Source organism: Marinobacter sp. C2H3, assembly GCF_037080155.1.
Classification (GTDB): domain Bacteria; phylum Pseudomonadota; class Gammaproteobacteria; order Pseudomonadales; family Oleiphilaceae; genus Marinobacter.
Window position 1 is genome coordinate 403782 of record NZ_JBBBNZ010000001.1, and the last position, 26249, is coordinate 430030.

General features: G+C 64.9%; 29 protein-coding genes and 1 other RNA gene. 13 read left to right on the forward strand and 17 right to left on the reverse strand.

Annotated features, from left to right (window positions below; all coding sequences use genetic code 11):
- Positions 1–320: 320 nt before the first annotated feature.
- Both V3388_RS01745 and rpiA read right to left on the reverse strand, forming a co-directional pair.
- Positions 321–1460, reverse strand: coding sequence for an acyl-CoA dehydrogenase family protein (locus V3388_RS01745; RefSeq protein WP_336365796.1), 1140 nt, complete (start codon positions 1458–1460; stop codon positions 321–323).
- A gap of 153 nt (positions 1461–1613) precedes the next feature.
- Positions 1614–2294 carry a ribose-5-phosphate isomerase RpiA gene (rpiA, locus tag V3388_RS01750; protein WP_336365797.1) on the reverse strand — a complete coding sequence of 227 codons (681 nt, stop codon included), beginning with the start codon at positions 2292–2294 and terminating at the stop codon, positions 1614–1616.
- Between the two features lie 168 nt (positions 2295–2462).
- Here rpiA and ilvA point away from each other — a divergent pair, with 168 nt between their 5' ends.
- The gene (gene ilvA / locus V3388_RS01755) at positions 2463–4007 is read left to right on the forward strand and encodes a threonine ammonia-lyase, biosynthetic (RefSeq protein ID WP_336365798.1); all 1545 of its coding nucleotides are present in this window, start codon (positions 2463–2465) and stop codon (positions 4005–4007) included.
- 148 nt (positions 4008–4155) lie between these two features.
- The gene (locus V3388_RS01760; protein ID WP_336365799.1) at positions 4156–4332 is read left to right on the forward strand and encodes a hypothetical protein; all 177 of its coding nucleotides are present in this window, start codon (positions 4156–4158) and stop codon (positions 4330–4332) included.
- Between the two features lie 67 nt (positions 4333–4399).
- Here V3388_RS01760 and V3388_RS01765 read toward each other — a convergent pair whose 3' ends face one another.
- The 4 genes from V3388_RS01765 to V3388_RS01780 form a co-directional block, all read right to left on the reverse strand.
- A complete protein-coding gene (locus V3388_RS01765) occupies positions 4400–5023 on the reverse strand; it encodes a 5-formyltetrahydrofolate cyclo-ligase (RefSeq protein ID WP_336365800.1) in 624 nt (207 codons plus the stop codon).
- A 5-nt stretch (positions 5024–5028) separates the two neighbouring features.
- Positions 5029–5210: non-coding RNA, 6S RNA (gene ssrS, locus V3388_RS01770), on the reverse strand.
- A 51-nt stretch (positions 5211–5261) separates the two neighbouring features.
- Complete coding sequence (locus tag V3388_RS01775; protein WP_336365801.1) at positions 5262–5558, reverse strand: cell division protein ZapA; 297 nt, start codon at positions 5556–5558, stop codon at positions 5262–5264.
- Complete coding sequence (locus V3388_RS01780; protein WP_336365802.1) at positions 5558–5764, reverse strand: TIGR02449 family protein; 207 nt, start codon at positions 5762–5764, stop codon at positions 5558–5560. The genes V3388_RS01775 and V3388_RS01780 overlap by 1 nt, the downstream gene beginning before the upstream one ends.
- 202 nt (positions 5765–5966) lie before the next feature.
- Here V3388_RS01780 and V3388_RS01785 point away from each other — a divergent pair, with 202 nt between their 5' ends.
- The 5 genes from V3388_RS01785 to V3388_RS01805 all read left to right on the forward strand — a co-directional run bounded on the left by V3388_RS01785 (position 5967) and on the right by V3388_RS01805 (position 11464).
- Entirely contained in the window at positions 5967–6569 is a 603-nt protein-coding gene (locus V3388_RS01785; protein ID WP_336365803.1) for a UPF0149 family protein, read from the forward strand.
- A gap of 26 nt (positions 6570–6595) precedes the next feature.
- Positions 6596–7915, forward strand: coding sequence for a Xaa-Pro aminopeptidase (gene pepP / locus V3388_RS01790; RefSeq protein ID WP_336365804.1), 1320 nt, complete (start codon positions 6596–6598; stop codon positions 7913–7915).
- Positions 7916–7918: 3 nt separating this feature from the next.
- Positions 7919–9232: a 2-octaprenyl-6-methoxyphenyl hydroxylase gene (ubiH, locus tag V3388_RS01795; RefSeq protein WP_336365805.1), complete on the forward strand. Its 1314-nt coding sequence runs from the start codon at positions 7919–7921 to the stop codon at positions 9230–9232.
- A complete protein-coding gene (locus V3388_RS01800; protein WP_336365806.1) occupies positions 9222–10445 on the forward strand; it encodes an FAD-dependent monooxygenase in 1224 nt (407 codons plus the stop codon). Before ubiH ends, V3388_RS01800 begins: the two co-directional genes overlap by 11 nt.
- A 101-nt stretch (positions 10446–10546) precedes the next feature.
- Complete coding sequence (locus V3388_RS01805) at positions 10547–11464, forward strand: DUF808 domain-containing protein (RefSeq protein ID WP_336365807.1); 918 nt, start codon at positions 10547–10549, stop codon at positions 11462–11464.
- Here the strand turns inward: V3388_RS01805 and V3388_RS01810 are convergent.
- From V3388_RS01810 to ubiE, 9 genes are all read right to left on the reverse strand, one after another.
- Positions 11458–12186 (reverse strand): 16S rRNA (uracil(1498)-N(3))-methyltransferase, encoded by a 729-nt coding sequence (locus V3388_RS01810; protein WP_336365808.1) that lies wholly within the window; start codon positions 12184–12186, stop codon positions 11458–11460. The genes V3388_RS01805 and V3388_RS01810 overlap by 7 nt on opposite strands.
- Positions 12183–12962 (reverse strand): twin-arginine translocase subunit TatC, encoded by a 780-nt coding sequence (tatC, locus tag V3388_RS01815; RefSeq protein ID WP_336365809.1) that lies wholly within the window; start codon positions 12960–12962, stop codon positions 12183–12185. Before tatC ends, V3388_RS01810 begins: the two co-directional genes overlap by 4 nt.
- Positions 12959–13303, reverse strand: coding sequence for a Sec-independent protein translocase protein TatB (tatB, locus tag V3388_RS01820; RefSeq protein ID WP_442915597.1), 345 nt, complete (start codon positions 13301–13303; stop codon positions 12959–12961). Before tatB ends, tatC begins: the two co-directional genes overlap by 4 nt.
- Before the next feature lie 61 nt (positions 13304–13364).
- Positions 13365–13595, reverse strand: coding sequence for a Sec-independent protein translocase subunit TatA (gene tatA, locus V3388_RS01825; protein ID WP_336365810.1), 231 nt, complete (start codon positions 13593–13595; stop codon positions 13365–13367).
- 81 nt (positions 13596–13676) lie between these two features.
- Entirely contained in the window at positions 13677–14006 is a 330-nt protein-coding gene (locus V3388_RS01830) for a phosphoribosyl-ATP diphosphatase (protein WP_336365811.1), read from the reverse strand.
- Positions 14007–14060: 54 nt separating this feature from the next.
- On the reverse strand, positions 14061–14477 hold the full coding sequence (hisI, locus tag V3388_RS01835) for a phosphoribosyl-AMP cyclohydrolase (RefSeq protein WP_336365812.1): 417 nt from the start codon (positions 14475–14477) through the stop codon (positions 14061–14063).
- Between the two features lie 23 nt (positions 14478–14500).
- Positions 14501–16141, reverse strand: coding sequence for a ubiquinone biosynthesis regulatory protein kinase UbiB (ubiB, locus tag V3388_RS01840; protein ID WP_336365813.1), 1641 nt, complete (start codon positions 16139–16141; stop codon positions 14501–14503).
- Positions 16138–16761, reverse strand: a complete 624-nt coding sequence (locus V3388_RS01845; RefSeq protein ID WP_336365814.1) for a ubiquinone biosynthesis accessory factor UbiJ — start codon at positions 16759–16761, stop codon at positions 16138–16140. The genes ubiB and V3388_RS01845 overlap by 4 nt, the downstream gene beginning before the upstream one ends.
- The gene (gene ubiE, locus V3388_RS01850) at positions 16761–17537 is read right to left on the reverse strand and encodes a bifunctional demethylmenaquinone methyltransferase/2-methoxy-6-polyprenyl-1,4-benzoquinol methylase UbiE (RefSeq protein WP_336365815.1); all 777 of its coding nucleotides are present in this window, start codon (positions 17535–17537) and stop codon (positions 16761–16763) included. The genes V3388_RS01845 and ubiE overlap by 1 nt, the downstream gene beginning before the upstream one ends.
- A 126-nt stretch (positions 17538–17663) precedes the next feature.
- On the opposite strand from ubiE, the gene V3388_RS01855 reads away from it, so the two are divergent.
- Positions 17664–17942, forward strand: coding sequence for a polyhydroxyalkanoic acid system family protein (locus V3388_RS01855; RefSeq protein WP_336365816.1), 279 nt, complete (start codon positions 17664–17666; stop codon positions 17940–17942).
- A gap of 25 nt (positions 17943–17967) precedes the next feature.
- On the opposite strand, the gene V3388_RS01860 is transcribed toward V3388_RS01855, so the two are convergent.
- The gene (locus tag V3388_RS01860) at positions 17968–18891 is read right to left on the reverse strand and encodes an alpha/beta hydrolase (RefSeq protein WP_336365817.1); all 924 of its coding nucleotides are present in this window, start codon (positions 18889–18891) and stop codon (positions 17968–17970) included.
- A 372-nt stretch (positions 18892–19263) separates the two neighbouring features.
- Here V3388_RS01860 and V3388_RS01865 point away from each other — a divergent pair, with 372 nt between their 5' ends.
- The 4 genes from V3388_RS01865 to V3388_RS01880 all read left to right on the forward strand — a co-directional run bounded on the left by V3388_RS01865 (position 19264) and on the right by V3388_RS01880 (position 24438).
- Positions 19264–20691 carry a WS/DGAT domain-containing protein gene (locus V3388_RS01865; RefSeq protein WP_336365818.1) on the forward strand — a complete coding sequence of 476 codons (1428 nt, stop codon included), beginning with the start codon at positions 19264–19266 and terminating at the stop codon, positions 20689–20691.
- Between the two features lie 153 nt (positions 20692–20844).
- A complete protein-coding gene (exaC, locus tag V3388_RS01870; RefSeq protein WP_336365819.1) occupies positions 20845–22365 on the forward strand; it encodes an acetaldehyde dehydrogenase ExaC in 1521 nt (506 codons plus the stop codon).
- Positions 22366–22511: 146 nt separating this feature from the next.
- Positions 22512–23921, forward strand: a complete 1410-nt coding sequence (locus tag V3388_RS01875; RefSeq protein WP_336365820.1) for a class II fumarate hydratase — start codon at positions 22512–22514, stop codon at positions 23919–23921.
- A gap of 37 nt (positions 23922–23958) precedes the next feature.
- Complete coding sequence (locus tag V3388_RS01880) at positions 23959–24438, forward strand: CDP-archaeol synthase (RefSeq protein WP_336366449.1); 480 nt, start codon at positions 23959–23961, stop codon at positions 24436–24438.
- A 10-nt stretch (positions 24439–24448) separates the two neighbouring features.
- Here V3388_RS01880 and V3388_RS01885 read toward each other — a convergent pair whose 3' ends face one another.
- On the reverse strand, positions 24449–25423 hold the full coding sequence (locus V3388_RS01885; RefSeq protein ID WP_336365821.1) for a metallophosphoesterase: 975 nt from the start codon (positions 25421–25423) through the stop codon (positions 24449–24451).
- A 174-nt stretch (positions 25424–25597) separates the two neighbouring features.
- Here V3388_RS01885 and msrA point away from each other — a divergent pair, with 174 nt between their 5' ends.
- Positions 25598–26248, forward strand: coding sequence for a peptide-methionine (S)-S-oxide reductase MsrA (gene msrA, locus V3388_RS01890; RefSeq protein ID WP_336365822.1), 651 nt, complete (start codon positions 25598–25600; stop codon positions 26246–26248).
- Position 26249: the final 1 nt, after the last annotated feature.

Sequence of the window (26249 nt, forward strand, 5' to 3'; positions counted from 1 at the left end):
CCAGATCTACGCCCAGAGCTTGGTGCGTGTCTGCTCAGGTGCTTATCAGTATGGCGAAGCCGGTCAGCGTTGATGAACAGAAAATCCGGACGGCGCAATGGCCAGCCCGATGAATGGCTGTTTTATCCAATCGCGACTGGCAAAAGTTCCAGACGGTCCTGCCGGGGCACCCTGCCCAAAACTGTGAGCCGCCAGGGATGGCGGCGACCAAGCGTCACATGGACGTGCCGAAGGAGCGCGTTTTGGGCAGGGTGCCCCGGCAGGGCCCTCCTCCCAACTCGCAGTCCTGAGACTCCCCGCCCTAAACAAGCAGGAAAGAGTCAAAGCCGAAGCTGCTTGGCAATCAGCTCTTTCATGATCTCGTCCGTGCCGCCGCCGATGGACAGGATTTTCGCGTCCCGGTACAGGCGCTCCACCACGGACTCCCGCATGTACCCCATGCCACCGAACAGTTGCACCGCTTCCCGGGTGGCGAACTCGCAGGCCTCGACGGCGACGTTCTTGGCCATGGCCACCTGCTGGATCGGGTTCTTGCCCGCCTGCATCAGGGCGGCGCAGCGGTAGGTGTACTCCCGGGCCACGTCGATGCGGGTGGCCATTTCCACCAGCTTATGGCGAGTCACCTGAAAGCCGCTGACGGACCGACCGAACGCCTGGCGTTCCCGGGTATAGTCCCGGGCGGCCTCGTAGGCCAGCTGCGCGGTCATGTACGCCATGATGGCCAGCATCAGACGCTCCGAGAGGAAGTTGCTCATGATGGCGATGAACCCGGCGTTCTCGGCGCCGATCAGTCGGTCCGCAGGCACCCGGCAGTCCTCGAAAAACAGCTCGGCGGTGTCGCTGGCCCACCAGCCCATTTTTTTAAGCTTGCGTCCGGTGGTAAAGCCCGGCGTGTCTTTGTCGATCAGCAGCAGGCTGATGCCGCCGTGACCCTCGCCGCCGGTGCGAACCGCCACGGTGACGTGATCGGCACGGATGCCGCTGGTGATGAACGTCTTGCTGCCGTTGACCACGTAATGGTCGCCGTCCCGCACCGCGCGGGTCTTCAGGTTGGCGACGTCCGAGCCGCCGCCCGGTTCGGTGATTGCCAGGGCGGCGATTTTTTCGCCTCGCAGCACCGGCGGGACAATCTGTTCGCGCACGTGGGGTTGCGCCCAGCGGGCCACCGGCGGCAGGCCGATGTCCAGGGAGCCAAGGCCGGCAACCAGGCCGCCGGAGGTGGAGCGCATCAGTTCCTCGGAGGCGGCGACCTTCATGAACACGTCCCCTTCGCCGACGCCGCCCAGGGCTTCCGGAAAGCCGATGCCCAGCAGGCCGGCGTCTCCCGCCAGACGGTACAGGTCCTGGGGGAATTCGCCTGCCTCTTCCCAATCGTTGATGTAGGGCAGTATGTGGGTCTGGACGAACCGGCGGGCGGTGTGGCGGACCTGTTCGTGGGTTTCGTTGAAATAGTCGGTCACGGTCGGGACTCCCGAAAGCAGAGAATGCATCTGCCGTCAGTCTCGCCGGAAGCAAGTAACCAAGCAAGCGCTTGGTATAGATCGGAAGGCAAAAAAAAGACGCTGGCCTGAAAAGCCAGCGTCGCTGTTGACGGTGCGAGCTGGGCGGCGCCGTCAAATGCCTTTGCGGGGGATGCTGCGTACGCCGTTGGCGGTACCCAGCAGCAACAGATCGGCCGGGCGGCGAGCAAACAGGCCGTTGGTGACCACGCCGACGATGTTGTTCAGGGTCTCTTCCATCACGATGGGGCGGCTGATGTCGAGGTTGTGCACGTCCAGGATTACGTTGCCGTTGTCCGTGGTCACGCCGTCCCGATACACCGGGTCGCCGCCGAGGCGAACGATTTCCCGGGCCACGTAGCTGCGCGCCATGGGGATCACTTCCACCGGCAGGGGGAAGTCTCCGAGCACGCCCACCAGCTTGGATTCGTCGGCGATGCAGATGAAGGTCTTGGCGGCCGCCGCGACGATTTTCTCCCGGGTCAGTGCCGCGCCGCCGCCCTTGATCAGCTCCAGCCGCTCGTTGGTTTCGTCGGCGCCGTCAATGTAAAACTCCAGGGTGCCGGCGTTGTTCAGGTCGTACACCGGAATGCCATGGCCGCGGAGGCGCTCGGCGGTGGCCTCGGAGCTGGCCACGGCGCCGTCGAAGTGCGTTTTCAGCGCGGCAAGCTGGTCAATGAAGAAGTTGGCGGTACTGCCGGTGCCCACGCCGATGATGCTGTCCTTGTTCAGCCTCGGTGCAATGTAGTCGATGGCCGCCCGGGCCACCGCTTGCTTGAGTTCGTCCTGGGTCATGTCGCGCTCCGGTTGGGGTTGGACGTGAGTGGGCCCGTGATCGGTGTGATCGCGTGGGGATTTCGCGCCCATTATAGCGGCCCGGCCCGGCTGCATATAGACGGCTGGCGGTCAAAGTTTCTACACTGTCGGTTTTCCCCGCAGTTTCATCAACCAACCGGGATAGTTATGCCGCAACGTTACATCAAGAAGATCCTTGATGCGCGCGTCTATGACGTGGCCATCGAGACACCCCTGACGGAAGCCCGCAGCCTGTCGAAGCGGTTTGGCAACAACATTCTGCTCAAGCGCGAAGACCTTCAGCCGGTGTTCTCCTTCAAGATTCGCGGCGCTTACAACCGGATGGTGCAACTGTCCGAAGAGCAGAAAGCCAAGGGCGTGATCTGCGCCTCCGCCGGAAATCATGCCCAGGGTGTGGCGCTGGCCGCCAAGGTGTTGGGCATCAAGGCGGTGATCGTGATGCCCCAGACCACACCGGAGATCAAGGTTCGGGCAGTCCGGGACCACGGCGCCCGGGTGGTGCTGCGGGGCGATGCGTTCGATGAAGCCGCGGCCCACGCCCAGGAGTTGATCGAAAAACACGGCTACACCTACATCCCGCCCTACGACGATCCGGATGTGATCGCCGGCCAGGGCACGGTGGCCATGGAAATCCTGTGGCAGTGCAGCAAGCCCATCCACGCGGTGTTCATCTGCGTCGGCGGCGGCGGCCTGATCGCGGGCATGGCGGCCTACATCAAGTACCTGCGGCCGGAAGTGAAAGTCATCGGCGTGGAACCGGACGATTCCAACTGCCTGCAGGCCGCCATGAAGGCCGGCAAGCGGGTGGTACTGGATGAAGTGGGCATCTTTGCCGACGGCGTTGCCGTCAAGCAGATCGGCAAGTACCCCTGGGAGATCTGCAAGGATCATGTGGACGAGGTGATCACCGTGTCCACGGACGAGATCTGCGCCGCCATCAAGGACGTGTTCGAGGATACCCGCTCCATCGCCGAACCGGCGGGGGCGCTGGGCGTGGCCGGTATCAAGAAGTACATCGAGCGGGAAGGCATCGAGGGCGAGAACCTCGTGGCCACCCTGAGCGGCGCCAACATGAACTTTGACCGGCTGCGCTACATCTCCGAGCGCACCGAGATCGGCGAGCGGCGGGAAGCGATCCTGGCGGTGACCATCCCCGAGAAGCCGGGTGCGTTCAAGTCGTTTATCAATGCCCTGCACAAGCGCAGTATCACCGAGTTCAACTACCGCTACGCCGATGCGGAGCAGGCGGTCATATTCGTGGGTATCCAGATCCAGGCTGGCGGCCACGGCCGTGAAGACCTGGTGCGGGATCTGCAGGAGAACGGCTACGGTGTGATGGACCTGACCGACAGCGATCTGGCCAAGCAGCACCTGCGCCATATGGTGGGCGGGCACGCGCCGTCCATCAGTAATGAGAAGGTCTACCAGTTCGAGTTTCCGGAGCGCCCGGGCGCGCTACTCAAGTTCCTGATGTCCCTGGGCACCCGTTGGAACATTTCCATGTTCCACTACCGCAATCACGGGGCCGCCTACAGCCGGGTTCTGCTGGGGGCTCAGGTGGACGATCCGGAGGTCGCGGATTTCGAGAAAATGCTCAACAAAATCGGCTTTCGCTACGAGAACATGACGGATAACGCCGCCTACCGCCTGTTTTTGGGGGCGGGGAACGGCGCCGGGCAAAAAATTACCTAACGGTAATCCGTCAAAAATTGTAAAAAACCGGTTTGCTGTTAGTCTTTCGTCTAATTCTCGAAAACAAGAATAGTCTTCTGATTTTTCGGTCAATTATCAACGCACGCTGGCGGCGGTCGCCGCCAGTCTTCAGGAAGGATTTCCAAGCATGGGCGGGCGGCCTGACATTCTCAAAGCCATCGTGGTCATTTTTGCCGTGGGTCTGTTGATCACCGGTTTCACGACTCTCCAGGCGTCCGATAGCAAGCCCCGATTGGAAAACAGCGTCAATTTCGGCGCCCTGCAAGCCGAGGTGTACGCCGCCGGCCGAGCCATCAACGACTAACGCTGAACACACGCTGCTTGTAGCGCAGCGCCTGTCACGGCTCTTTCAAACGGCGTGTACAGCCCCTTCAGAACCGGTAATACCCCCGATCCGTCACCACGCTGTGCAGCGGCACATCCCAGGGCTCCAGCGGCAGCGCCGCCACTCTCTGGAAATCATGGGCCAGGCCGATCAGCTTTGGCGCCAGCCGGGGACGCACGCGGCTGAAGGCGAAGGTCCGGTCGTAGAACCCGCCGCCCATACCCAGTCTCCCGCCGGCGTCATCGAACGCCACCAGGGGAAACAGCACCGCGTCCAGCGCCCAGGGCGGTCTCGCCAGCCCGTGCTCGAACGGCGGCTCGGGAATGCCGAAGCGGTTGGGGCGCAGCACCACGCCGTCCTGATAAGGGCTGAACACCAATCGGCCCTGATGCAGCGGGTGCAACACTGGCAGATAGAACTGCACGCCCCGCGGACGGGCAGCTTCCAGGAACCGGTGCGGGTCAATCTCGCCGTCGTTGGGCAGGTATATGGCAATGTGTCGCGCCCGGTACAGATCCGGGTTGCGCAACAGATTCAGCGCGAGTCGTTCGGCGGCGGAGGCTTGCTGTTCAAAGGAAAGGGCGCGGCGTTGGCGCCTGAGATCCCGGCGCAGGGTGTTGCGGTCGGGCGTCTGGTCCGGCTCGGGACCGGTGGAGACGGGGGCATTCACAAATAAAGCTTCCCGGGCTGCCGTTATCGGATATGGCCCTTGAACCCAAAGTTCAAGGTCGGTGGCCGCTGTGACATATTAGGCTTTCCCCGTGAGGGGACGTGCTCACAATGCCCTGAAGTAGCCACCTGGGTAGTGCGCATCGGCTCGAGGACGTATCCGACCTTCGCGAACAGCCCAGGAAGTACGGCTCATTATACGGGCATTCGCGGGGCCGATTGCAACACCCTTCGGGCGATCAGCCGTTTTCAGGCTCGCCCAGGGCGTCATTGAGCTTGTGGTCCATGGCCCGCAGCAGGGCGCTGGTGGCGTCGGACATGGAATCCTGCTCGAGCAATTCGTGGGTGATGTTCAGCGCCGCCATGACGGCGATGCGCTCCAGTCCGAAGACCTTGCCGCTGGCGCGGATCTCCCGCATTTTGCGGTCCAGGTGGCGGGCGGCGCGAAGCAGTGCGTCCTGCTCTTCCTCCGGGCAGGCGACCAGATATTCCTTGTCGAGGATTTTCACTTCGAGGGTGGTGGATGACGCTGCCATCAATGCTGCTCCAGGGCCCGCAGGCGGCCAATCATGGCTTCGATCTTGCTCTTGGCCAGATCGTTCTTGTGAACGAGCTGGGCCCGCTCCCGGTTCCAGTCGTCCTGCAGACGCCGCAGCAGGGCGTTGTCCCTCTCCAGCTCCTGGCAGCGCTCAATCAGCCGATCCAGCTTGTCCGCCAAGGCGTGTACTTCGGACTGTTCCATGGTTTGCCCAACGTCGGTGACAATAACTTCAATGCACTATAAGTGTGGACGCTAAGTCGGTCAATTTACAGGGCTGTCATGGCCTGACCGGCGTGACGGACGTCACTGACGGCGGGCCCCGGGGCTGGCGGAAGCGAGTGCCATGGCTGCCAGCGAATGCTAGGATAGAGGCCCATTCAACGCGACAGGATTGTGGATTTTCATGTCAGATTCCGATCGGACCAGCAACGCCTCCCGGGCGGCAGAATTCGAGCGCTGGGCCAACGTCTTTACCGCCCATCAGGCCTTCAGCCACCCTTCCGAGCTGCACGGCGTGCTGTGTGGCCGCCTGGCCGCCGGTCACCGGATCGAGTCGCCGGATTGGCTGACGCTGGTGTGTGAACACATGGGGCTGCCGGACTCCGCCGCCGACGAGTCGGACGACCTGGCGCCGTTCATGAACCGCGCTTACGAGCAGACCCTGTCCCTGCTGAAAGCGTCGGACATGAGCTTTTACCCGCTGCTGCCGGACGACGACTACGCCATTGAACAGCGCCTGGAAGCCCTGGTGGCCTGGGTGCGCGGATTTCTCGAAGGGATGGCCATGGCCGCCGGCGCCTCACTCGGGGAGGCCCCGGATGAAATCCGCGAACTGATTGAGGATCTGGTTGCGATCAGCCAGCTCGCCGACGATGAGGACGGCGATGAGGAATCCGAGCAGCAACTGCTTGAGATTACCGAGTACGTCCGCCTGGGCGCCCTGGCCGTATTCACCGAATTCAACGCCCCGGAACGGCCGGCCAACCACACGCCGACCCTGCACTGATCCGGGCTGTCGCACAGGAGAGGGCTATGTCATCGATGATTGCCATGAAGGAATTTGCCGACCGCCGCCGCCGGCTGATGGAGCAGATGGCGCCGGACAGCATCGCACTTCTGCCGGCCGCCCCGGAACGGACCCGTAACCGGGATGTGCTGCACCCCTATCGCCAGGACAGCGACTTCCAGTACCTGACCGGGTTTGGCGAGCCGGACGCGGTGCTGGCCCTGATTCCCGGCCGCGAGCACGGTGAGGCGGTGCTGTTCTGCAAGGAGCGTAACCCCGAGAAAGAACTGTGGGACGGCTTCCTGGTCGGCCCGGAAGGCGCCATCGAACGCTACGGGCTGGACGATGCCTTCCCCATTTCCGATATCGATGACATTCTGCCGGGCATGATCGAGGGCCGCAGTCGCATTTACTTCCCGCTGGGACGGGACGCGGCCTTTGATCACCAGGTCATGGAGTGGGTCAAAACCATCCGTAGCAAGGTGCGCACCGGTGCCCATCCCCCCGGCGAGTTCGTCGCGTTGGAGCACTTGCTGCACGAGCTGCGCCTGTTCAAGAGCCCGGCGGAAATCAAGGTAATGGCCCGGGCCGGCCAGATCAGTGCCCAGGCCCATCGCAACGCCATGCTCCGGGCCCGCCAGGGTGGCCACGAGTACAACCTCGAGGCCACCCTGCTGCACACCTTTATGGAGCATGGCGCCCGCTCCACCGCCTATCCCTCCATCGTCGGCGGCGGCGCCAACGGGTGCATCCTGCACTACATTGTCAACCAGGCGCCCCTGAAGGATGGCGATCTGGTGCTGATCGATGCCGGCTGCGAACTGGAGTGCTACGCCTCGGACATTACCCGAACCTTCCCGGTCAACGGTCGTTTCAGTCCGGAGCAGCGGGCGCTGTATGAGGTGGTGCTGGCGGCCCAGCTGGCGGCCATTGAGGCGGTGCGCCCCGGCAATCACTGGAACCGGCCCCACGAGGCGGCGCTGAACGTGCTCACCCAGGGTCTGATTGACCTCGGGCTACTCTCCGGCACCCTGGACGACGCCCTGGAAGAGGAAGCCTACCGGCCGTTCTTCATGCACCGTACCGGCCACTGGCTGGGCCTGGATGTGCACGATGTCGGGGACTACAGGGTAGGAGACGCCTGGCGGGAGCTGGAACCGGGTATGGTGTTGACGGTGGAGCCGGGCCTGTATGTGGCCCCGGACAACACCCGGGTGGACGCCCGGTGGCGCGGCATCGGCATTCGCATCGAGGACGACGTGGTGGTCACCAAAGACGGCTGCCGCGTGCTCACCGACGACGCGCCCAAGACCGTCGCGGACATTGAAGCGTTGATGGCGGGCTGACCGGTGAACGCCACCGATACGGACCTGATCATCGCCGGCGGCGGCCTTGCCGGCGCCACCCTCGCGCTGGCGCTAGCCCGTGAAGTGCCGTCCCTGCGGGTGACCGTGGTGGAGCGGTTTCCGCTCGCCGCCGATGCCCTGCCGGCGGATTACCAGCCCAGCTACGACGCCCGTTCGACCGCACTCGCCTGGGGTTCCCGTCGGGTCTTTGACGCGCTGGGGCTCTGGGCGCAGCTGTCCGCCCATGCGGCACCGATCCGCCACATTCACGTTTCCGATCGGGGCCATTTTGGCGCGACCCGCCTGCACGCCCGCGATCACGGCCAGGACGCCCTTGGCTACGTGGTCGATAACCGCTGGATGGGCCTGTGCCTGATGAGCGCCCTGGCGGACACCGGCGTACGGTGGCGGGCGCCGGCGGAAGTAACGGGCATGGCGCCGACGCCGGATGGGGTCACGGTGACCGTGTCTGACAACGGCACCGAAGAGCGCCTGAGCGCCCGCTGCCTGGTGGTCGCCGACGGCGGTCGGTCCGGCCTGCGGGAAGCCCTGGGGTTTGTGACCCATACCGAGGACTACGCCCAGCACGCGCTGATTGCCAACGTCACCACCCAAGAGACCCATGGCTTCACCGCCTACGAACGGTTTACCGACGCCGGCCCCATGGCGCTGCTGCCCCAGGGGTCTCCGGATCTGCCCGGACGCCGCTCGGCCCTGGTCTGGACACTGCCGAAACACGAACTGGACGCGCTGCTGACGCTGTCCGAGGCGGACCGGTGCGCCCGCCTGCAGGCCAGGTTTGGCTGGCGCCTTGGTCGTTTTACCCGCATGGGCGAGTGCCACCATTACCCGCTACGCCTGATCACCGTCGACAACGCCGTCCGCCCTGGCGTGGCGCTGGTGGGCAACGCGGCCCACGCCCTGCATCCGGTGGCCGGCCAGGGGTTTAACCTGGCGCTTCGAGGCCTGATGACGTTGGTAGAGCAGTTTCGGACCGCCGTCGCCGCCGACCAGCCCATCGGCGCGCTGCCGGTGCTCCAGGCCTATCAGGACGCCCACCGACGGGACTGGCAGCAAACCGTCCGATTCTCCGATTCTCTGATCCGCCTGTTCGGGCCAGACCAACCCTGGGTGAGTACCGCCCGGGACGCGGGCCTGGTGGGGCTGGATCTGCTGCCGGGTGCCAAGCGCTGGTTTGCCCGTCGAGCCATGGGGGTTGGCGGCCGTAAGCCGGTGCTTGGCCAGACGCCAAACCCACTGCCAAGCCGTTCCTCAAACCCCGCAGGCAATGGAAATATGACGCGCCATGACCAGTGACACCGCCGGGCAAAGATTCGATATTCTTGTGGTCGGCGCCGGCCTGACCGGCACCGCCGCCGCCATTGGCCTGGCCCACCAGGGTTGGCGCGTCGCGCTGGTGGAGAGCGCCAGCCGGGAGGAACTCACCCGGCCGATGGCCCCGGCGGCGGATGTGCACGGTTTTGAGGCCCGGGTCAGCGCGCTGTCGCCGGCGAGTGAGCGCCTGCTGACCGAATTGGGCGCCTGGCCTGGCATCGTCGCCGGACGCCACTGCCCCTATCAGGATATGGTGGTCTGGGACGGCGACGGCACCGGCCGTATCCGGTTTGAGGCCGCTGAACTCCACGCGGACGCCCTGGGCACGATCATCGAGAACCGTCAGGTGGTGATCGGGTTGATGCGGGCCCTGAACGACACCTCGGTGACGTTGATCGATGGCGTTCAAGTTCAGCGCTGGCAACCCGGCGGAGCGCTCACCCTGTCGGACGGCCAGGTGCTGTCCGCGTCCCTCGTGGTCGGGGCCGATGGTCCCCAGTCGCGGCTGAGGCAGTGGGCGGGCCTGCCGACCCGGGAGTGGGATTACGATCAGGACGCCATTGTGTGCACGGTCCGAACCCGGGACTGCCACCGGTTTACCGCCTGGCAGCGCTTTGCCACCACGGGCCCGCTGGCGTTTCTGCCGCTACTGGACGATGACGGTGACCGCCGCTATTGCTCCATCGTCTGGTCCCAGGACACCGCGGTGGCCCGCTCGCTCATGGCCCTGGACGACGACGCCTTCCGCCAGGCGCTGGGGGTGGCCATTGAGCACGCCACCGGTGAGGTGGAGGCGGTGTCTGCCCGATTTTCGTTCCCGCTTCGCCAGCGCCACGCAAAAACGTATGTGGGTGATCGCCTGGCGCTGATCGGCGACGCCGCCCACACCATCCATCCGCTGGCCGGCCAGGGCGCCAATCTCGGCTATGCCGACGTGCGGGTGCTGCTGGAGGAACTGGCCCGGGCCCGCTCCCTGGGCCTGGCCCCGGCCGACCCGTTGGTGCTGGGCCGCTACCAGCGCCGCCGGAAGGGCGATAACCTGGCGATGATGGTGGCCATGGACGGTTTCAAGCGCCTATTTGCGCGGGAAGAGTTGCCGGTACGGTGGCTGCGCAATGCCGGTATGCGCTGGTTGGATGGTCGGCCGGCAATCAAGCACCGGTTGGCAGCCCAGGCCATGGGGATAGTCGACTGACCCGGCCCAACCCACGGCATGACGGCTACCGGTGGCCACCACGGCGCAACTCAACATCCATTTTGACAACCACATTCACCTCGACAAAAAGGACCTTGCCGATGGCAGCCAGCAGTTTGCTTGCCCTGATCGACGACATCGCCACGCTTCTGGACGACGTGTCCCTGATGACCAAGGCGGCCACCAAGAAGACCGCCGGCGTGCTCGGCGACGATCTGGCCCTTAACGCGGAACAGGTCAGCGGCGTGCGCGCGGCCCGGGAACTGCCGGTGGTGTGGGCCGTGTGCAAGGGCTCCCTGGTGAACAAGGCGATTCTGGTGCCGGCGGCCGTGGCCATCAGTTACTTTGCCCCTTGGCTGGTGATTCCGCTGCTGATGATCGGCGGCGCCTACCTGAGTTACGAAGGCTTCGAGAAAGTCGCCCATAGCCTGTTCCCCCACGAGGAGGATGCGCCCCACAAACAGGCACTCCGGGACGCGCTGGACCACCCGGACACGGACCTGAGGGAGATTGAGAAGGACAAGATCCGGGGCGCCATCCGCACCGATTTCATCCTGTCGGCGGAGATCATCACGATTACCCTGGGCACGGTGAGTCAGCAGACCATCGGCATGCAGTTCGCGGTCCTCGCCATCGTGGCGGTGCTGATTACCCTCGGGGTTTACGGGCTGGTGGCGGGGATCGTCAAGCTGGATGACCTGGGCCTGTATCTGACCCGCCGCGCCGGTGCGTTTGCCCAGAAGTTGGGCTACGGCCTGCTGTGGCTGGCGCCACGGCTGATGAAAACCCTGTCGATCCTCGGCACCATTGCCATGTTTCTGGTGGGTGGCGGCATCCTGGTGCACGGGCTGCCAATGCTCTCCGAGGCCATTCACCACATCGCCGAGGCGGTGCCGGTGGCGCCTGTTGGCGCAGTGACGGTGCTGGCGGATGCGGTGGTGGGCCTGGCGGCGGGGGCGGTGCTGGTGGCGGTCATTACCCCGCTGTCTCGCCTCTGGCAGGCGCGTAAGGCTCAGTAAACAGGCGCGCAGGCGTCGAACAGGCGGCCTACCAGGACCGGCACGGCGGTTTCCACCCGCAGGATGCGCCGGCCCAGGTGCACCGGCTCACAGCCGGCTTCGACCAGTTTGTCCACTTCATAGGCAATGAATCCGCCTTCCGGACCGATGCACAGCAGGGTGGGGCCGTTCACGTAGGTCGGGCAGGGTGTGTCCGTGCCCGGATGGGCCACGAGTGCCCGCCGGCCGGCGGTGAGCGCCGGCAGTTCATCCTCGACAAAGGGCTTGAAGCGCTTGCGGACGTGCACGGTGGGCATGAGCGTGTCTTTGGCCTGCTCCAGGCCCAGGGTCAGGTTCTCCCGGAGGTGGTTCTCCGAGAGCCACGGGGTCTGCCAGTAGCTCTTTTCCACCTTCAGGCTGTGAATCAGCCATAGGTCTTTTACCCCGAGCGCAGCGCAGGTCTGCAGCACCCGCCGGAACATCTTTGGCCGGGGCATGGCCAGCACCAGGGTCAGGGGCAGCGGGGCCGGCGGTGGCTGGTCCAGGGTAAAACGCAGATCGGCGTACTCGTCCGTCAGCCGGACCACGTCCGCCGAACCCAGGTCGCCGTTGACCCGTCCCACCGGCACCCGGTCGCCCACGTCCGCTCCCAGCACCGTGCGCAGGTGCGCCAGCCGTCGCCCGGTCAGGCGAGCCTCGCCCTCACCGGTGAGGTCCTCGTCGAACAGCAGGGCCAGGTTCATGGCTCCGTCGGCTCCGTGTCTTCGCGGGCCTGGCGACGGGCCAACCGGCTGAACAGCACACCAATTTCAAACAGCACCCACATGGGCACCGCAAGCAGGGTCTGGGAAATCACATCCGGTGGCGTCAGCAGCATGCCCACCACGAAACAGCCGACCACGACGTAGGGCCGCTTCCGGGCCAGGGCCTCCGGCGTGGTGAGGCCGGCCAGCACCAGCAGTACGGTGGCGATGGGGATCTCGAAGGCCACGCCGAAGGCAAAGAACATTTTCAGCACGAAATTCAGGTAGCTGTTGATGTCCGGAAGCGACAGGATGCCCTCTGGCCCGACGGCGGTGAAAAACGCGAACACCAGGGGAAACACCACAAGGTAGGCAAAGGCGGCGCCGGCGTAGAACAGCAGCACCGAGGTAAACAGCAGGGGAAACGCCAGGCGCTTCTCATGGGCGTACAGGCCCGGGGCAATAAAGCGCCAGAGCTGGTACAGAATTACCGGTATGGCCGTGAACACGGAGACCACCAGCGCCAGTTTCAGGGGCGCAAAAAACGGTGAGGTGACGTCCGTGGCGATCATGGTCTGCCCGGCTGGCAACAGCGCCCGGAGCGGCTCACTCAGCCACAGGTAGAGCGTATTGGCGAACGGGTAGGCGACGGCGAAGCACAGCAGCACCGCCAACACCATTTTCAGCAGCCGGTTGCGCAGCTCCAGCAGGTGCTCAATCAGTGGCATATCCGGGGTGCTGTCCGGCGCCGGGCCCTGGTCTTGCGATGCTGTCATGGGCGGGCGTCCGGCCGGTCATCGCCGGACGTTGCGGATGGCTTTGTGGATGGCTCGGCGGGGAGAATCCGGTGTTCGTAACGTTTGGCTTCCGCCAGCGCGTCGTCCACGGTCTTGCGGACGTCGTCCAGACCAATGTCGCCGGCTTTACGCAGCTCCTCGCGCAGTTCGTCGGCCTTGAGCTGTTCATCCAGTTCCCGGGTGAACTGGCGAACCGTACGCCGGACCAGGCCCACCCAGCGCCCGGCTGCCCGGGCGGCTTCCGGCAGCCGTTCCGGCCCGAGAACCAGGAGCGCAATCACGGCGCACAGCAGCAGCTCGGTAAAGCCAATGTCGAACATTCGGCGATCTCTTGCCTGGCGTGGTGTCAGGGGGCGTACAGCGGCCTGGGGACGGTCCGGCTCAGCGGCCGGGCTTGTCCCGCGGGTCGTTGTCCGTTTCGGAGCCGGCGGTGTCGTTCCGGCGCTCCAAATGGTTGCCGTCGGCGGGGCGGCTTTCCTCGTCGTTCATCGATTTCTTGAAACCGCGGATGGCACCGCCCAGGTCGCTGCCGATATTGCGCAGTTTCTTGGTTCCGAACAGCAGGACGACGATGCCCAGCACGATCAGGAGTTGCCAGATGCTGATACCCATTCGGGAACCCTCACGTTATGTTGGTGGCTCAGGTGACAGTGGCCTTGGTTTACGTTACCACAGCCGGCCCGCGCCGCGCGCCTATTGCTCGCGGGAGGCCTTTTCGTCCAGGCCGGACAGATCAAAACGACGGGCCAGTTCATCCAGCACCTGGGTGGGGCCCGCGCCCAGGTTTGACAGCATCACCAGCGAGTGGAACCAGAGGTCGGCGGTTTCATACACCAGGTCTTTGGTATCACCGCTGTGCTCGGCGTCCTTGGCCGCCAGCAGCGTCTCCGTGCATTCTTCACCGACTTTCTCGAGGATCTTGTTCAGTCCCTTGGCGTGCAGGCTGGCCACGTAGGAGGTGTTCGGGTCAGCGGCCTTTCGGGCTTCCAGAACCTGGGCGAGGCGTTCAAGTACGTCGTTCACGGGGGCTCCTCGGGGTGTTTGGTCAGAGTGCGTCAGGGTGTCTCGGCGCGTGCGTCAGGGCGTACCGTAGATGGCGCCAGGGTCTTTGAGAACCGGCTCCACAGTGACCCACTGCCCGTCTTCCAGGGCCCGGTAAAAACAGCTGCGCCGGCCGGTGTGACAGGCTATGCCGCCCTTCTGTTCCACTTTCAGCAGCACCACGTCGGCGTCGCAGTCCAGGCGAATGGCCCGGACCACCTGCTGGTGCCCGGAGGATTCCCCTTTGCGCCAGAGCTTCCCCCGGGAGCGGGACCAGTAAACCGCCTGGCCTTCCTCCGCGGTCAGCGCCAGGGCTTCCCGGTTCATCCAGGCCATCATCAGGATCTCGCCGGTGGCGGCATCCTGTGCGATGGCGGGTACCAGCCCGTCGGCGGTCCATTGAACGGCGTCGAGCCAGTGGGTATCGGCTCCGGAAGTGGGTGTGTTGTCCATGGGCGTTTCCTGAAGATCAAACGTTAGCGGCCGCTGCGGAGTATGAGCACGCCGGCCATCGCCAGCAAGCCCCAGCTGACGGCCGGGGTCGATTCCAGCCACAGGCGGGCCTCCGGCCGGGCCGCAATCAGAGCGGCTACGGCCAGCACGCCGGCCAGCCCCAGACGTCGCCAGCGACGGTCGTTTCGGGCCTGCTGTTCCCGCAGGTAGGCCACGGTGGCGCGCTGATCGCCGTTGGTGCCGGCGTGGCGCAGAGCGGCCAGGGCATCGTGCACCAGCTGCGGCATTTCCGGGGTCTGCTCCAGCCAGGAGGGCAGTTCGGCCTGCAGGGTTTTGAGCACACCAGCCGGCCCGAGGCGCTGGCGCATCCAGTTTTCGAGGAACGGCTGGGCGGTGCTCCACAGGTCCAGTTCCGGGTAAAGCTGCCGGCCCAGGCCTTCCACGTTCAGCAGGGTTTTCTGCAGCAGCACCAACTGAGGCTGCACTTCCATGTTAAACCGGCGGGCGGTCTGGAACAGGCGCAGCAGGAAGTGGCCGAAGGAAATGTCTTTCAGGGGGCGTTCGAAAATGGGTTCGCACACGGTCCGGATGGCGGCCTCAAATTCGTTCACCCGGGTATCGGAGGGCACCCAGCCGGACTGGATATGCAATTGCGCCACCTGACGGTAGTCCCGTTTAAAGAAGGCCAGAAGGTTGCGGGCCAGGTAGCTCTGGTCGTCCGGCGCGAGGGTGCCAACAATGCCGAAGTCGATGGCGATGTACTTCGGGTCTGCCGGGTTTCGGGTGTCCACGAAGATGTTGCCCGGGTGCATGTCGGCGTGGAAGAAGCTGTCCCGGAACACCTGGGTGAAGAAGATCTCGACGCCTTTCTCCGCCAGCACCTTGAGGTTAACGCCGGCGGCCCGGAGCGCGTCCACGTCGGCAATGGGAATGCCTTCGATGCGCTCCATCACCAGCACCCGTTTGCGGGTAAAGTCCCAGTCGATGAAAGGGATATAGATCAGCGAACTGTTGTCGAAATTACGGCGCAGCTGGCTGGCGTTGGCGCCTTCCCGCTGCAGGTCCAGTTCGTCGTGAATGGTCGCGTCGTAATCCGCCACCACCTCCACCGGGTGCAGTCGACGCCCCTCGGACCAGTATCGCTCCAGCAGGCCGGCCATCAGGTACATCAGCGCCAGGTCCTGGTGGATGACCCGCTCAATGCCCGGCCGCAGCACCTTCACCACCACCGGCTGGCCATTGTGCAGGGTAGCGGCGTGCACCTGGGCAACGGAGGCGGAGGCCATGGGGTCCGTGGTAAAGGTGGAAAACAACTGGCCGACGGGTCGCCCCAGTTCGTCCTCGATGATGCCGCGGGCAATCTCGCCGGAGAAGGGCGGTACCCGGTCCTGCAGGTACTTCAGGGACTCGGCCATGTCGTCCGGCAGCAGGTCCCGGCGGGTGGACAGAATCTGGCCGAATTTGACAAACACCGGCCCCAATTCCTCCAGAGCCCGGCGCAGGCGATCACCACGGGACGCGTCAGGTACCGGGAAAACATGCCACGGGGCCAGCAGGAACAGCACCCTCAGCGGCATCGGCAGTTCGGCCAGGGGCAGAAAGGTGTCGAGCCGGTATTTGCAGACGACCCAGGTAATGCGGAGCAGGCGACTCAGGCGGGTCACAGGCCCTCCCGGGATGCCAGGGTGTCGATGCGCTCTCGCAGACGGTCTACCCGATCGGTGAGGGCCGTGATGTCGTCGAAGCCCGCCTGCAGTTCACGGCGGCCGGGCAGGGCGCTGCTCTCTTCGTGCAGGTACTCCTCCACGTTGGCGGTCATGGCCCCCGCGGCCTGGCGGGCCCAGGTAAGGGCCTGGCGGACCCGCCGCCCAAGAAAATGCGCCGGCAGGTCGCCCAGGTGCTCGGCCAGTGCGCCTTCCCAGTCCGGATCAAGGCGGGTGAGCGCCTGCTGAAGCTGCCGCGCCCGGTCGGCGTCGCCGTCGACGGTAATCCGGCCATCGATGAGGGCCCGGGCGTCCCCGAACACGAACGCCAGCAGGCCGAACGGCCGGCCGGACAGGGTCAGGGCTGGCGGGGCATCGTCCTGGCTGGTGGCTCGAACCCGGTCGTCGTGACGGGACAGGGTCAGGGCAAACTCAACGGGCGCGGTCAGTGCCACCCGCACCGGCTGGTCCAGCGCCGGCAACAGCGCCTGCCGGCCCGCCGGGTCCATCGCCAGGGCCCGGTTCAGGGCGCGCTCAACGGCGCCGCTGACGGCGGCGAGGGCGGTGGGGCCTGGCCGCATCAGGGCTTGATTCCCACGTGCAGGGCGACAATACCGCCGGTCATGTTATGGTACTTGCAGTTCACCAGGCCGGCCTGCTCCATCATGCCCTTGAGGGTGTCCTGGTCCGGATGCATACGGATGGACTCGGCCAGGTAACGGTAGCTCTCGCTGTCGCCCGCCACCAACTGACCCATCAGGGGCAGGGCGTTGAACGAGTAGGTATCGTAGACCTTGCTCAGCAACGGGTTGGTGGGCTTGGAGAATTCCAGGATCATCAGTTTGCCACCGGGCTTGAGCACCCGGGCCATGTCCCGCAGGGCCTGGTCCTTGTCGGTAACGTTGCGCAGGCCGAAGGCGATGGACACGGCGTTGAAGTGGTTGTCGGGGAACGGCAGGTGCTCGGCGTCCGCCTGCACGTATTCGATGTTGCCAGCGTAGCCCCGGTCTTCCAGGCGGCCGCGGCCCACCTGCAGCATGGACGCGTTGATGTCCGCCAGCACCACCTGGCCGGTGGGGCCCACCAGGTCGGAGAACTTCATGGTCAGGTCGCCGGTGCCGCCGGCGATGTCGAGCACGTGGTGGCCCGGGCGAACTCCGGACAGCTCGATGGTGAAGCGCTTCCAGAGCCGGTGGATGCCCATGGACATCAAATCGTTCATGAGGTCGTATTTGCCCGCCACGTTGTGGAAGACCTGCGCCACCTGGCCCGCCTTCTGGCTTTTCGGCACGTTGCGGAAACCGAAGTGGGTGACGTCGTCCTGCCCGGGTCCGGCCGGCGTTTGCTGATCGCTCATGGAAGGTGTCCTGTCAGTATCTGAACCCGTATTCTAACGGTTGCCGGGGCGGCTACAAGGGTGGTTCCGGGATTAATCGCGCCTTACACTGTAGGGCCGTTTCCTCCAGCAAGAGAAATCCGATTCATGTCCGTAATTGATGTCCGCCGTTCTCACGCCCTTGACCAGGCGCAAGCCCGCGATGCTGCCGAAACCCTGGCCCGGGATCTGTCCCGGCAGTTTGACGTGCATTACCGGTGGGAGGGCGACGTGATGACGTTCAAGCGCAGCGGTGTGAAAGGCGCGCTGAACATTACCCCGGCGGAACTGCATGTGCGGCTGGAGCTGGGCCTGATGCTGCGCCCGTTCAAATCCCGCATCGAGCAGGAAATTCACGCCCAGCTGGACCAGATCATCGCCGGCTGAAGGTGCGAGCCGCTGAAACGGCGGCTCAGCCTTCGGCGGCCGCCGGCAGGGTCTCGAAGCCCGGGACCCATTCCTTGCTGTCCAGGGTGATGAAGTGGCTTGGCGCCTCGGTTTCCACAATCCGTAGAGTGGTTGGGCTCTGGCGGGCGCTGGCCAGCATGGCGGATCGGTCCAGAATACGGTCCACCGCCGGAATCAGGAAGGTGCCCTGGTCCAGGAGCTCGTAAACGGACGTGTCCGTGCGGGCCATCCAGTCCATGATGTTCTCGATGTTGCGCACGATGGTCAGGTGGTCCCGGGTGGCGGAAAACAGATGCCCCAGCAGTTGGCGCTTGCGCGGATTCATCTTGCCGAAGAAAGTCTGGCCGTAAGCCGATTGCGGCGCGCTGTTGATCAAGCGGATCAGCCAGGGCCACATGCCGTGGCTGACCGGCTCCAGCAGCATGGTCACCAGCGCGTGCAGGCGGCCCTGGGGCAGCACCGGCGCCTCCAGCACCACCTCGACGTTCTCGTACAGCTCCGGCCACTGTTTTGCCGCTTCGAGAATCACCGCGCCGCCCCGGGAATGGCCGTGGATGCGCACGTTGTCGGTGCTGGGCAGGTTCTGCAGAGCCTGGTTCAGAATGCAGGCGTCGTACTCGATGGTGCCTTCAAGGTGTTTGATGGGCACTTCCCAGTCCGGCGTCTCAGGTGTCACACCGTTGACCGGAATATGGTAGTTGCTGCAGGTCAGCAGGATCAGCTCGGTGTGCGGGCCCTCGTAGGCCTGGGTGAAGTAGCAGTGGTTTTCCAGAAAGCCGTGCACGCCAATGACCGTCTGCTCCGCCACACCGCTGTGATTGCGGACGGACACGGCACCCTTGCCCACGCGGTAGACCCGCCCGGAAAACATTTCCGAGTAGGCGCTTTCTATGGGCTTGATCAGCTTGCGGACATGGCTCGCTTTCATAACGGCTCTCCTTCCGGCACCGCAGGACAAGTGTCAACACGGGGTCGATGCCGGCAACCCAGTTGTACCGCGATGGTGAGGGTCGGGTATTGGCGCTCGATACCTTATTTTCGTGAAATCGCAGCCAATGGATGACCCGTAATGCGTTGTCATAACCATCGCACCAGGCCTTATAACCAGTATAGGGCTGAACCGTAGCCAATATGTAAACTTTTGTAACGTACCGACAAGTGTCCCATTTGGCCAACCGTTCCGATGGCCTGGCGGCACCCCGGCCGGTGTATGGAGACCCTGGAGCATGTCTGGCACAATGCCGGTTTCGGTTTGTACTGACCCACCTTCGCTGCGCCACGGATCCGGGGACTTTCAGGTTTGAGCCAAGAGCAAACGCATCTCCTGCTGCCCGCGGACTCAGCCTGGCTTGCCCTGGAGCGCCCGGACAATCCCATGACCATCACGGTCATGCTTCGGGTTGACGGATTGACCGCGCCCCGGCTGCGCTCGTTCCTGGCGCACTACTGGCTGGCCTGGGAACGTTTCCGCCGGGTGCCGGTGGCAGGCGTGGCCGGCTGGGCCTGGCAGCCGGACCCACAGTTTGACCTGCGCCACCATCTGGACGTGGCGCTGGACCGGTTCACGCCCGCCCAACTGCAGGACTGGGTATCCGCCCGGTTGAATCAGCCCCTGCCCCGGCGGCGACCGCTCTGGAAGTTCTGGCTGGCGCCGAACGCCGAAGGCGGCGCCGCGCTGGTGCTGCGCCTGCACCACTGCTACGGCGATGGCATGGCCCTGTTGTCGGTATTTGAGCAGATCTGCCCGGCGTCGCCCCGCCAGCCACCCGCAGTCTACGGCGCCCCGGAGACCGGTGATCTGCAGCGCTGGCTGAAGGCCGCCCAGCGTTGGCTGGCGGACTCCGTCGGGCCGGTGACGGGTGCCGGGGATGCGGAACTTGTGTCGGCGCCGAACACGTCGGGCGCGGACGTGCCCGCTCGCGCCCTCGACCTGCTGGAGCGGTTTACCGGCAACAGCCTGCGCCTGGTGCACGAAGCCAGCGGGCTGGCGGTGTCTGCACAGGATTCGCCGTCGGCGCTGCGACGCCCGCTGCTGGGCCGACGACAATGCCGGTGGTCGGCGCCGGTGCCCCTGACGCAGTTCCGGGACGTGGCCCGCGCCGCCCACACCACCATCAACGACGTGCTGTTGGCCTGCGTGACCGGCGCGCTCCGGGAACGGTTGCAGCTTTCGCCGGAAGCCCTGGAGCAGGCGGTGCTGCACGGTGCTAATCCCGTGGACATCCGCCACCGGCTGCCACCGGAGCTGTCCCCGGCGCCGGGGCAGTTGGGCAACGGGATTGGTACGGTGTTCGTTCCCCTGCCGGTGGATGGCCATAGCCCCCTTGAGCGGCTGTACCGGCTCAAACAGGAAACCCGCCGGCTCAAGGCAAGCTGGCAGCCCGGCGTGGCCTGGGCGCTGACCGCCAGCGCGGCGCTGTTGCCGGAGGCGGTCCGACGTCCCGCCGTGGACCTCCTGTCCCGCAAGGCATCCGCTGTCATTTCCAATGTTCCAGGCACGTCGCAGCCTCGCTATCTGGCGGGCTGCAAGATTACGGAGCAGATGTTCTGGGTGCCCCAGGCAGGGGCCATCGGGTTGGGCATCAGCATTGTCAGCTACGCCGGGCAGGTGCAGTTTGGCGTGGTCGCGGATGAGTCGATTCTGGCCGGTCCAGAGGCCTTCGTGGTCGGCTGTCTCGCCGAGCTCGACGCGTTATCCGGCTTACTGGTCCAGTCGACCCGCCGTTAATTTCCCCGTTATCCTGCATTCAAAAAGCTCGTTACTGAACGGTAATTCACAAATCCACCGACGAGTTCACGTATCTGTCTGCAGGGTCTACATTGATGTATTAAACGCGTGTTCGCGTTTCCCTCCGACAAACACAACAATGAGGTGGACATCATGATTTACGCACAACCCGGGCAGGACGGCGCTGTCGTTTCCTTCAAATCCCGCTATGAAAATTACATCGGCGGGGAATGGGTGCCTCCGGTGAAGGGCGAGTATTTTGACAACATCACGCCGGTGACCGGCAAGGTCATCTGCCAGATTCCCCGCTCCGGCGCCGAGGATATCGAGCTGGCCCTGAATGCGGCCCACAAGGCGGCACCGGCCTGGGGCAAAACCTCCGTTCAGGAGCGCTCCAATATCCTGCTGAAAATCGCGGATCGCATTGAAGCCAACCTGGAAAAACTCGCCGTGGCCGAGACCTGGGACAACGGCAAGGCGGTCCGTGAGACGCTCAACGCTGACATTCCCCTGGCAGCGGACCACTTCCGCTACTTCGCCGGCTGCATTCGCGCCCAGGAAGGGCACATGGGGGAAATCGACCAGAACACCGTCGCGTACCATTTCCACGAGCCCCTGGGCGTGGTGGGGCAAATCATTCCCTGGAACTTCCCGATTCTGATGGCCTGCTGGAAGCTGGGTCCGTGCCTGGCCGCCGGCAACTGCACCGTGCTCAAGCCGGCAGAGCAGACCCCGGCGTCCATCCTGATGCTGATGGAAATCATCGGTGACCTGCTGCCGCCTGGGGTGGTCAACATCGTTAACGGCTACGGCAACGAGGCCGGCCAGGCCCTGGCCACCAGCAAACGCATTGCCAAGATCGCCTTCACCGGCTCCACCCCGGTGGGCTCGCACATCCTCAAGTGCGCGGCCGAGAACATCATCCCGTCCACCGTGGAGCTGGGCGGCAAATCCCCCAACATCTACTTCTCGGACGTGATGAAGGCGGAGCCGACGTTCGTGGACAAGTGCGTGGAAGGCCTGGTGCTGGCGTTCTTCAACCAGGGCGAGGTGTGCACCTGCCCGTCCCGGGCGCTGATCCAGGAGGACATGTACGACGAGTTCATTGAGAAGGTCGTCGCCCGCACCAAGACCATCAAGCGAGGTAACCCGCTGGATACCGATGTGCAGGTGGGTGCCCAGGCCTCCCGCGAGCAGTTCGACAAGATCATGTCGTACCTGGAAATCGGCAAGCAGGAGGGTGCCCAGGTGCTTATCGGTGGTGGCCGGGCCGATCTGGGCGTGGAATTTAACGACGGCTTCTACATCCAGCCGACCCTGTTCAAGGGCGACAACAAGATGCGCGTCTTCCAGGAGGAAATCTTCGGGCCGGTGGTGGGTGTGACTACCTTCAAGACGGAAGAAGAAGCCCTGGCCATTGCCAACGACACGGAGTTCGGCCTCGGGGCCGGCGTCTGGACCCGGGATACCAACCGGGCCTACCGCATGGGGCGGGGAATCCAGGCCGGTCGGGTGTGGATGAACTGCTACCACGCTTATCCGGCGCACGCGGCGTTCGGCGGCTACAAAAAGTCCGGTGTTGGCCGGGAAACCCACAAAATGGCGCTGGAGCACTACCAGCAGACGAAGAACATGCTGGTCAGCTACGACATCAATCCGCTCGGCTTCTTCTGATCCGGGCGGTCGGCAATACCTGCAGCGGGGCCTTTCGGGGCCCCGCTCTCGTTCCGGGTCGGGTTGATACAAACCCCTATGGGGATCGTAGCCTCAAGGCGTAAGGTAAAGGAACAGCCATCAACCATCCGAGGACAGGAGGGCCCATGACCAACCCATCGACTTCCCCGACAGCCACCAGCTCGGGATACCGGGTGGAGAAGGACAGCCTGGGCGAGGTGCGCGTGCCCAAAAACGCGCTCTGGGGCGCCCAGACCCAGCGGGCTGTCGAGAATTTCCCGGTGAGTGGCCAGCCGCTACCGCCGGCCTTCATCCAGGCGGTGGCCCACATCAAGAAGGCGGCCGCCCGCGCCAATGCCAAACTCGACCTGCTCGATGGCGCCCGCAAGGACGCCATCGTCAAGGCCTGTGACGCACTCATTGCCGGCGAACACGGCGACCAGTTTCCGGTGGATCGCTACCAGACCGGCTCCGGCACCAGCACCAACATGAACGTGAACGAGGTGATCTCGGCGCTGGCGGTCAAGGCCGGTGCGGAGGTGCACCCGAACGACCACGTCAACATGAGCCAGAGCTCCAACGATGTGATTCCCACCGCCATCCACGTGAGCGCGGTGCTGGCGATCGAAGAACGGCTGCGGCCGGCGCTGGCGCATCTGGCCGAGGTGCTGGCAAACCGTGAGCAGGAGTTCGAGCGACAGGTAAAAACCGGCCGAACCCACCTGATGGACGCGATGCCAGTCACCGTCGCCCAGGAGCTGCGGACCTGGCGTGAGCAAGTGGTCATGGCCAGCGAGCGCCTGCACGATGCCGCCGACGGCCTGCTGGCGGTGCCACAGGGCGGCACGGCGGTGGGTACCGGGGTGAACGCGTCCCCCGAGTTCGCCGAAGCCTTCGTTGCCGAACTCTCGGATGACACTGGCCGGGCGTTCCGGAGTCTCGGCCACAAGTTTGTCGGCCAGAGCGCCATCGATGGCCCGGTGGCGGCGTCCGCCCAACTGCGTGGGTTGGCCATCGTGATGACCAAGATCGCCAACGACCTGCGCTGGATGAACAGCGGCCCGATCCACGGGCTGGCGGAGATTCAGCTGCCGGCCCTGCAGCCGGGCAGTAGCATCATGCCGGGCAAGGTCAACCCGGTGATTCCGGAGTCCGTGGCCATGGTAGGCGCCCAGGTGCTTGGCCTGGACAGTGCCATCGCGATTGCCGGCCAATCCGGCAATTTTCAGCTGAATGTCATGTTGCCCCTGGTGGCAGGCAACCTGCTGGATATGACGGAGCTGCTGACCAACAGCGCCCGTATTCTGGCGGACAAGGCCCTGAGCGGCTTTACCGTCAACGCCAAAAACCTGGACGACGGCGTCGGCCGCAACCCGGTGCTGGTGACGGCCCTGAATCCGGAAATCGGCTACAGCCTGGCGGCAGACATCGCCAAGGAGGCCTACCGCACCGGGCGGCCGATCATTGATGTGGCGGAAGAACGCAGCGGCCTGAGCCGGGACCGATTGGAAAGCCTGATGGATCCGCTCAAGCTGACCAAGGGCGGGCTGGCCTGACCGGCCGCTCCGACGGGATGGAGGCGCCGATGCCGTGATGCTGGCCGTCGAGCTGTACCTGCTGCTGGTGCTGGCCAACGGCGCCCCGGTGATTGCCGCCCGCTTGCTGAAGCAGCGGTGGGAGTGGCCCATCGACGGTGGCCGTTTGTGGCGGGACGGGCGCCCGGTGTTCGGCGCCAGCAAGACGTGGCGCGGGCTCGTCACGGGGGCGCTGTCCTGCGCGGCGGGCTCGGCGTTGATGGCCCTGGGGGCCGGATTTGGCCTGGTATTCGGCGTGCTCGGTTTGTTAGGGGATCTGATCAGCAGCTTTCTCAAACGCCGCCGCGGCCTGGCCTCCAGCGCCCGCGCCCTGGGCCTGGATCAACTGCCGGAGGCGGCGTTGCCAATGGGCTTCGCCCTGCTCTGGCTGCCGTTGGGGTGGCTTGAGGCGCTGGCGGTGGTAGCGCTGTTTGCGCTGTCCAACATTGTGTTTTCCCCGCTGCTGTATCGCCTTGGCATTCGCCGGCAGCCCCACTGATGGCGGTGGCTCAGTCCGGGCCACGGGTCAGCGTGTGCACGGTCACCTCCGGCGGGCAGTTCAGGCGCACGTTCAGCACCGAGGTGCCCGCTCCCGGTGAGGTGTAGCCCTGCATGCCGTTGGCCTGCCAATAGCCCCGGCCCAGGCGGCGCGGGCAGTCGGCGTCCAAGGTGATGGGAATGCCGCCGGGCAGGCAGAGCTGGCCGCCGTGGGTGTGGCCGCACAGGTACAGATCAAAGCCGGCGTGGGCCGCTTCCCGCCAGATTTCCGGCGTGTGGCTGAGCAGGATGCTGGTGGCGCCTTCGGGAATGTCGTCACCCGCCCGTTGGAGGTTGTGGGCCCGGTAATAGTGGGCATCGTCGACGCCCGCCAGGTACAGATGGTGGCCGCTCCGGACCAGGGGCACCATCTCGTTCATCAGCAGGCGGTAGCCCAGGTCTTCCAGCGGCGGCAGCATACGCACGCTGTCGTGGTTGCCGAGCACGGCAAAGGCGTCACCGCGAATCGCCTCCCGCAGCCGGGCCATACCGGCGATGGCGTCGTCCACGGGGCCGAAGGTTTTCTGGCGGTAGTCGCCGGTGAGCACGCACAGGTCGTACTCCAGCGGCGCGATGGTGTCGATCACCGCCTGCAGGTTTGCCTCGTCCATGTCCACGTGCAGGTCGGTCAGATGCAGCAGGCGGAATCCCTCAAAGGCGGCCGGCAGGGTGGGCACAATAAACCGGTGATGCACCGTGGCCAGCCGACGGCTGTTGGCCTGGGCCCGGCGATACAGGCCGGCCAGGCGCAGGCAGGCACGGATCAGCCCCGGCGCGTTGAGCAGGTTCTCCAGGTGGAACCGGTGCCGGTCCGGATCGAACAGCCGGGCCTCGGCGGCGTCCTCGAGCCCCAGGCGCTGACGCGCGTGCACCGGCCCCAGGCGCAGCGCCAGCCGGTAGCGGAGCGGATCTTCCCGGTGGTCTGGTGAACGTTCCCGTGCGGTCATCGTAAGCATCCGGTAGGGCCGATCGTCAGGGGTCTGCCTGTGAGTATGGCTGCCGTGGCGCCCGGCGCAACTCATGGAGGGGTTGCGGCCGACGACCAGGGGCCGCCCTGACGCGGTTTGGTTTTTTGTGACAGAATCCCCACTATCCACGGACATTCCAATCGGAGCAATGCCATGAGCGATGCCTGTAATCTTCCTGGCCTGACGGTCCCCCGCAGCCGTTTTCCGGCGCCGGAGCGTGACCTGCCCGAATCCGGTGACCACGCCCATGTCGTCCTGGCGGGCGGCTGTTTCTGGTGCACCGAGGCGGTATACCTGGCGATTGACGGCGTGACCCGGGTGGAGTCCGGCTACGCCGGCGGCGCCTCCGACACCGCCAATTATGAGGCCGTATGCACCGGCACCACCGGCCACGCCGAGGTGATTGACGTGCACTACGATCCGTCGAAAGTGACCTTTGGCGACCTGCTGCAGGTGTTCTTCTCGGTGGCCCACGATCCCACCCAGCTGAACCGGCAGGGCAACGACCGGGGCACCCAGTACCGTTCGGCGATTTTCTACGAAACTGGGGAGCAGAAATCGGTAGCCGAGGCCTACATCCGCCAACTGGACGCCGCCGGCGTCTATCCGGACCCGATCGTGACGACCCTGGAGCCGCTGGAGGCCTTCTACCCGGCGGAGGCGTACCACCAGAATTTCGCCGCGCGCAATCCCTATCAGCCGTATATCATGGCCGTCGCCGCGCCCAAGATGGAAAAGCTGGTGGACACCTACGGCACCCGGCTGAAACCGGCCTATACCGATGACGACCCGCAACAGGCCTGAG